This window comes from Corallococcus sp. AB030, from assembly GCF_003668965.1.
Taxonomy (GTDB): Bacteria; Myxococcota; Myxococcia; order Myxococcales; family Myxococcaceae; genus Corallococcus; species Corallococcus exiguus.
This window is the reverse complement of the sequence record NZ_RAWQ01000318.1, coordinates 1-7521: the sequence shown is the minus strand read 5'-3', so window position 1 is coordinate 7521 and position 7521 is coordinate 1. Positions and strand designations below refer to the sequence as shown.

Annotated in this window: 3 protein-coding genes; 2 read left to right on the top strand and 1 reads right to left on the bottom strand. The window is 69.2% G+C overall.

All coding sequences use genetic code 11. The annotated features are described in order from the left end of the window. Window positions 1-63: 63 nt before the first annotated feature. Window positions 64-3111 (bottom strand): choice-of-anchor D domain-containing protein, encoded by a 3048-nt coding sequence (locus D7Y15_RS41015; protein WP_158629205.1) that lies wholly within the window; start codon window positions 3109-3111, stop codon window positions 64-66. Between the two features lie 245 nt (window positions 3112-3356). Here D7Y15_RS41015 and D7Y15_RS41010 point away from each other — a divergent pair, with 245 nt between their 5' ends. Both D7Y15_RS41010 and D7Y15_RS41005 read left to right on the top strand, forming a co-directional pair. Continuing rightward, the gene (locus D7Y15_RS41010) at window positions 3357-4292 is read left to right on the top strand and encodes an ADP-ribosylglycohydrolase family protein (RefSeq protein WP_121755981.1); all 936 of its coding nucleotides are present in this window, start codon (window positions 3357-3359) and stop codon (window positions 4290-4292) included. A 256-nt stretch (window positions 4293-4548) separates the two neighbouring features. Continuing rightward, window positions 4549-7521 (top strand): hypothetical protein (locus D7Y15_RS41005; protein WP_121755980.1); only part of this gene is annotated, 2973 nt, incomplete at its 3' end.

The window sequence follows — 7521 nt, the reverse complement described above, 5'->3', positions numbered from 1 at the left end:
GCCGTGGCCCGCGGAACCCTGTCCGACAGTCGGACAGGTTTTGGCAGTACCGGGCCCGGGGGCCTAGCGGGCCTGCTGACCGCGACGGGCCCTTCGCCTGGCCAGCATCCACGCCGCCAGCACCCAGACCCCGCCGCTCCCGCCCACCGCGCAGCCGCTGCCCTCCACGGTGACGGCCTCGCCAATCCCCTCCACGGGAACGACCGTGGGGCCCAGTCCGCCACCGCTCGGCACTACGCGGACCTCGCCGCGCACCGTGCCCGTGCGCGTCGGATGGAACGTCACCGGGATGGAGGCTCGGCCACCGGCCGCGATGGCACCGCTCACCGCGCTCGTGTCCACGCGGAACGCGGCATCGGAGGACTTCACCTCCACGGTGACGGGCACGTTGCCCGTGTTGACGAGCTCCAACGAAAGGGGCTGGCTGGTGGCGTCCACCCGCTGGTTGCCGAACACGATGGCTCCGGGCGTCACCGTCAGCCCCTGCGCCACGCCGGACCCCTGCACCGTGATCGTCAGCGGCGTGGAGGACGCATCGTGCCGCACCGCAAGCGACCCTGCGTAATCGCCCGGCCGCGGCGGCTCGAAGACGACGTAGAAGGGATGGCTGGTGCCGGGCCCCACGACATGGGGCAACGGGAGCCCCGACAGGGAGAACCCGTCCACCGGATCCAGTCCCGTGATGGTGACAGGGCTCGTGCCGGTGTTGCGCAACTCCACGACGCGCTGCGAGGCCTCCCCGAGGAACTGGGAACCGAAGGTCAGCGCCGTCACGGAGGTTTCCATCGAGGCAGTGGTCCCCGTGCCCCGCAGCGTCACCTGGGCGGCGCGCGGCGCGTTGCTCTGGACCTCCAGCACGCCGTTCTCCGCGGTGGTCTCGGTGGGCTTGTAGCTGACCTGGAACGTGCGGTTTCCGAGCGGCGGCACGCTGGTGCCCACGTTGAGCCCTGAAACCTGGAACGGGCCGCTCACGTTCACCGCCGTCACGTTCAGCGACTCGCTCCCCATGTTGAACAGCGTGAGCTCCCGGGGCGGGCTCAGGCCCCCCAACCGCTGGCCGCCGAACTCCATCACGTCGCTCGCCATCCGGCCGACGGCCTGGAGCCCCTCTCCGTCCAGCTTCACCACCGTGGGAGACGACGGCGCGTTCGAGAACACACGGAGCACGCCGGTCGCGGCGCCGTCCTCGACCGGGATGAAGGTGACCTCCATGGTGAAGGCGTCGCGCGGCGTGAGCTCCTTCGGCAGCTCCGGAAGCACCACCGAGAACGGCCCCGCCACCGCGATGGTGCTGAGGGTGAGCGTGTCCGTCCCCGAATTGACGATCGTCACCTGCACCGCCTTGCTGTTGTTCCCCACTTCCGTCCGCGCGAAGGACAGCGCCGAGGGAGTGGCGGTCAGCTTTCCTTCGACGCCTTGTCCGCTGAGCAGCACGGTCTGGGAGGAGCCACCCGGGCCGTCCGCGCTCAGCATCAGCTCCTGCGCGAACTGGGCGATATGCGGAGGCTCGAAGGTCACCTGGACCTGGGTCGTGGCACCGGGGGCCAGGCTGAACCGGCCCGCGGGGGTCACGGCGAAGCCCGTGGGCGGCTGGATGGGCTCCACCACGAGCGTCCCGGCCCCCTCGTTCTTGAGCGTCAACGTCTGGGGCGCGCTCACGGAGCTGACCTCGCGCGAGCCGAACTCCAGCGCCGTGCCGCCATCGGACGCGGTGACCTTGAGCGCGGGGACCTCCACGCCCGTGCCGGTGAGCGCCACCTTCACGGCGGGGGTGCGCGGATCATTGCTCCGCAGGATGAGGTCCTTCGCGGCGCGGCCCGCCCCCGGGGCGTAGGTCACCGTCAGGCTCGCCTGCTCCCGGGCCTGGATCGTCAGCGGAAGGCCGGACTCCACCGTGAACGGCGCCTCGACGTCGAAGGCGGTGAGGATGAGGTCGTCCAGGCCGCTGTTGCTGACCGCCAGCGTCTTGCGAACAGGGTCGACCCCCGCGGTGTGCACACCGAAGTCCAGCGAGGTCGCCGCCACGACGATGGCGGGTTCGATGCCCGTGCCATGCAGAGAGACCTCCGCGAGCGGCGTGGCGGACCCCTGGGCCTGGATGTACATCGGCAGGGACGACACTCCCGCCGTCGCCGTGAAGGTCACCGTGAGCGGGAGGACCGTCCCTGGCTGCACCACGCTGCCCCCCGGAGGCAGGCCGCTCACGGTGAAGGGAGCCTGTGTCAGCACGGCGGGAATCGTGAGCGGTAGGCTCCCCACGTTCTTCACCTGGAGGAGCAGGCTGCTGCTCGTGCCCACGCGCACGGCGCCGAAGTCGAGCGCGGCCGGCGCGAGCTCGAGCTTCGGGGCGCCGCCCGTCCCCTCGAGCTTGATCGGCAGGGAGCCCTTGTCGGGGTCGCTGCTCAGCAGGCTCAGGATTCCGGAGTCCACGCGGTCGGCCGTGGGCGCGTATGTGACGGTCACGTCCAGGAACGCGCCTTCCTTGAGTGTGAAGGGCAGGGACACCGGTGTCAGCTTGAAGGGGAGGGGAAGCGACATGGCGTCGATGATCAGCGGGACGGCGCCCTCGTTGCTCAGCCTCACCTTCTGGGAGGCGGACGTGCCCACCGCGATCGAGCCGAAGGACAGACTCGATGGATTGACCTTGAGCAGGGGCCGCCCTGTCCTCAGGCGGATCCGGGCGGCGGCGAAGCAGTTGGTCCGCTCCGAACGCAGCGTGAGGGTATTGGTGTTGCCGTAGCGATAGCCGGGCATCCCCGTGGAGTCGGGCGCCTTGAAGCCGACTTCCGGCGTATAGCAGCCACCGCACACCCGGTAGGGATTCGGGGGCATGCTGAAGGCCCCCAGTTCCTGGCTGTTCAGCAGGACGGTCGTGAGTCCGCCGTCGTAGCCACGGCCGAAGAGTTCCACGTCGGCGGAAATCACGATCCAACCGGTCTTGACGGGATCCGTGAAGCTCCGGGCCCCTCCGTTCCAGTTTCCGGTGTTGTCCGAGCAGGCGTAGGACGGGTACTGGCACGTGGGGCACTTCGCCGCGCCGTCCCACCTCAACTCGAAGTGGTAATCCTGTTGCACCAGCGAGGACTGCGCCCGCGAGGTTTCGCCAAACATCTCGGGCTCATCCGGCGCCTCGGGCTCCACGGTGGAGCAGGCGGTCAGGACAGACAAGCCAAGGACAAGCAGCAGGGGGAGCCGACGCATCCGGAGCGCCTCTCGTGAGGATGGGGAAGCCAGGCCCGAGAAAGAAGGGCGCGAGAGCTTCGCATGAACCGTGGACGGCGCGCGAGCCTTCAGCCTTTACAAGGATGGTGTTTTCGATACACTAAGCTCGGCCCACGGACCTGGGAGATGGGGGAATGATGAACCGCGAGGAGCGCATTGGGGGAGGACTGTATGGGTTGCTCATCGGTGATGCGTTGGGCGTCCCCTATGAGTTCCACCGGCCGGAGACGATTCCGTCTCCCGAGGCCATCGAGTACGACCCACCTCCGGGGTTCGACCGCGCGCATGACCGCGTCCCTCCGGGCACCTGGTCGGATGACGGTGCCCACGCGCTGTGCCTGCTGGACTCACTGACGTATCAGAAGCGGCTCGACTGCGAGGACCTGGGCCGGCGGCTGGTGAACTGGCAGGATTGGGGTTACCTCGCCGTGGATGGCGACGTGTTCGACGTGGGCATCCAGACCAGCACCGCCCTGCGCCGGTTGCGCGACGGCACTCCGGCGATGCTCGCGGGTCCCAGTGGCACGATGGACAACGGCAATGGCTCACTGATGCGTGTGTTGCCATTGGCCCTGTGGCACAAGGGCAAGGACGCCGCGCTCGTCTCGGATGCCATGGCCCAGTCTCGCGTGACACATGGCCATGTGCGCGCCCAGGTGTGCTGCGCGCTGTATTGCCTCTGGGCCCGCCGCATCCTGGAGGGCGCGGCGGACCCCTGGGCCGAAGCCGTGGCCACCTTCCGGGACCTGTACGTGGAAGGCTTCCCGCAACGGGAGGAGTTGGAAGCCCACATCCGCCCGGACGACCCGGCACCGGGGACGGGCGGCGGCTACGTCGTGGACTGCCTGCGCTCCGCCCGCGCTTGCGTGGCGAACGGGAAGACCTACGAAGAGGTCGTCAAATCCGCCATCCGGCTGGGCCACGACACGGACACGACCGCCTGCGTGGCGGGCGGCATCGCGGGTCTCATCCACGGCCTGAACGGGATTCCGCACCGCTGGCGTTCGCAGCTGCGCGGGCAGGAACTCGTGGACCCGCTCCTGGAGCGGCTCATGAAGTCGCTGGGCTGAGACGTCACTGGGATGTGTGAGCCGGGCGAGCGCCTGTGCGCTGTGAGGACTCCACTCCTTCCAACTTGCCGGATGTTGGAGTGGAGCCACGCGGCACTCGAAGGATTTCTTGGGATGCGGGCCGGGCCATTCCCTCTTTGCCCCTGAGAGCTCGGGGATGACCCGAGCCGCCTCCCGCTGACCTGGCGTTTCCGTCCACCCCACTGGACCCACGTGTACCTCCGGGCATGCGTATGCCCGCCCACCGGAGTTCCCCATGGCTCGCGTCGATGAGAAGAAGCCGGTCGTCGTTCCGCCGCCGCCCCCCAAATCGGAGGCGCCCCAGGTCGAGCCGAAGGTGAAGGCCGCCAAGGACTTCCAGAAGGTGGCCCAGCGGCGGCGCGAAGACGCGGCGGTGGGGCAGCAGAAGGCGCATCAGGACGCGACGACGGCCAAGAAGGCCGCGGACGCGGACAAGGTCGCGCAGGCGCAGAAGCGCGAGGCCCGGGAGGACTTGGACCGGGCCCTTGGCAAACGGGATTCGCAGCAGACGCAGCAACTGGACCGGGGCTCCCGCCCGGGAGACGCCGAGCGCCAGAATGCCACCGACCGGAGGGTCGAGGAGTCGCAGGCGAAGTTCGACAAGGCCTCCACTCGCGCCGACAAGACCGCTCGCACGGCGCGGGAGGCCAGGGAGACCGCGGACACGTCCTGGCGCGCGGCCCACGACACGGCCAACGCCGCGCTGGACGCGGAGCGGAAGGCCAATACGAAGGCGAAGGAAGCGGGACTCACGCAGCCCTACCCGGATGCGAACAAGGTCCGGGACGTCTTCGATGCGGGGAGCCTGGACCCAAAGGCGCAGGAGCGGCTGTTCGGGACCCGCGCGGCGGTCACGCCACAGGAGGCCGCGAAGGAGGATGTGAAGCGCGTCGCCGAAGCCACCCAGCGCAGTCCCCGCGAGGGCGCCGAGGAACTCCAGCGTCAGCTCGAGCAGGGACACGACCCCGTCTACCGCCAGTCGCTCGTGAAGGAGAGCGCGCCGCAGACAGAGAAGATGGCGGCGTCCCTGGCGGACTCGTACGTGCGCCCCGAGGACACGAACGCCACCGTGAAGGCCCTCGCCCAGAGCGCGTCGCTGGCGGGGCCGGAGGCGCGCAAGGAACTGGTCCGACAGCTCCTCCAGAATGAGCGAAGCCATGGCACGCTCGGTCAGGCGCTGAAGGCCAACGCGAAGGATCCCAAGGTGGTGGAGCTCGGCGCGGAGGCGAGCCGTCAGCACCGCGCGGCGGGCCGTCAAGAGGCCGCGGACGCCATCTCCGACATCAGCCCCGAGTTCAAGGCCAGCGCCCCCGAGACCCGCCAGGAAGCGGCGCTGCGCGAGGAGGTGGCCCTCCACACGGGGCTAGAGGAGAAGGAGGCGGTGGATGCCGCGCAGGAGCAGACCGACACCCGGGCCCGTGAACGGGCCCGGGAGCTCCTCGACCTGGCGGGCAAGGACCCCAAGGACCTGCCCCCGGGCATATCCGTGGAGCCAGGCTCGACGAAGAACCGCGCCGTCCTGGTCCAGAAGGACAAGGAGGGGAAGGTCGTCGAGCGCACCGAGGCCCGTGTCGAGGGGGGCAAGGTCGCCCTGGACAGCACCCGGTACGACCAGGGGCGCGCCGAGCGCAGCATCGTGGAGAGCACGGGCGTGGGCACCGACACCTCCACCACCGTCACCCAGGCGAGCTGGAAGGAGAGTGCGTCCGGCGCGCCCGCGACACCGCCATCTCCGGACACCCTGTCCTGGGTGCAGGACCCGGACGTGAGGTACTCGTCCGTCAAGGTGGAGAGGACGCGTGGCGAGCTGGCACAGACGTCCATTACGCGGACTCCGGAAGGCGGGTACACCCAGACGGAGAAGCGATACAGCAGCCAGCAGGGCACGGGAGGCATCAAACGGGACTTCGGCGAGCAGTTCGATGACCCCGGCAATCCCATCAACAAGGTGGCGACGACCACGACCCAGCTGCCGCCCGCCGGCGCGAAGGACCCGGACGGGAAGCCGGCCCAGGCCACCGTCACCCAGGGCACGTCGTACTTCCAGGAAGGCACTCCGCTGCGGGTCACCGAGACGCAGAGCAAGGTGCTGGAGTCGCCCGCGGAGGGGAAGCGGGCTCCGACGACGGACGACCTGAGGAAGGTCCGCGAGGAGTCGAAGGACGCGGACAGCTCGCCGAAGACGTGGACGCTGGAGAAGAGCAAGCCCAACGAGCTGAACACCCAGGTGTTCGTCGAGGGGCAGCCTGACCTGACGGTCACCACCCGCAAGAAGGTGCAGGGCGACACCGTCACCGAGACCTCCGAGGGCAAGGTCCCGAACCCGGATGGCAAGGGCGGCCTGGTGGACATCCAGGGCACCACGTCCCGGACCTACAATGCGAAGGGCCAGGTCACGTCCTTCCACTCGGACCAGACGGACGCGAACGGCGCGCGGACGGTGCAGGACTACGCACGCACCGAAACACGCAACAAGAGGGGTGAGCGGGAGGTCACCGAGCGTGCCACGCGCAGCGAGACGCCCCGGGGCGGCCCTTCGCTCACCACCCAGCACGAGCAGACGTCTGTCCTCACGGACAAGGGCCCTCAGCTCACGCGCGCCTCGTTCTCCGTGACCGGTCCGGAGGGGAGCGCCCGGGCTTCAATCGCGGAGGGCGAGGGCACCCGGCTCACCGTCAATGGCAAGCAGGTCAAGACCGCCGACGACCTCCAGAAGTTCCCCAGGGAGCAGGGCGCGCTCGGCGCTCTCAGCATGGATGGGCTGTCGCAGCAGGTGAGCGACTTCAGCAAGACGGCGGCACTCTGGGACGGCAAGCCGAACGCCCCTGAGGCCGGGTATGGGCGGCCTGACCCCGCGGCCATCAAAACCGCGGAGAGCACCAGCGCGTACGGTCTCTTCCTCCTGAAGAAGGAAATCACCACCGACAGCCACAAGAAGCTTGGCATTGGCGACCCGTCCGCGATCAAGGACCGGGCCAGCTGGTCCAAGCGGCCGGAGTTCACCAAGCAGGCTCTTTCCATCAGCCTGAACCCCGAGCAGCGCCTTACGGGTGGAGCCTCTGGCGCCCTCCAGGCCGGCGCGGGCCTCCTGACCGCCTGGGCTGGCGGACGGCAGCTCCTGAACGGCCTGAGCCAGGGGAACCTGACCCAAGAGCAAGCCGTCACCGCGACCAAGTCACTCGGGATGGGGGGGTGGGACCTCTATTCC

Coding starts and splice junctions, on each gene's coding strand:
- D7Y15_RS41015 (WP_158629205.1), bottom strand. CDS start 3,111: ATGTTTGGCGAAACCTCGCGGGCGCAGTCCTCGCTGGTGCAACAGGAT.
- D7Y15_RS41010 (WP_121755981.1), top strand. CDS start 3,357: ATGATGAACCGCGAGGAGCGCATTGGGGGAGGACTGTATGGGTTGCTC.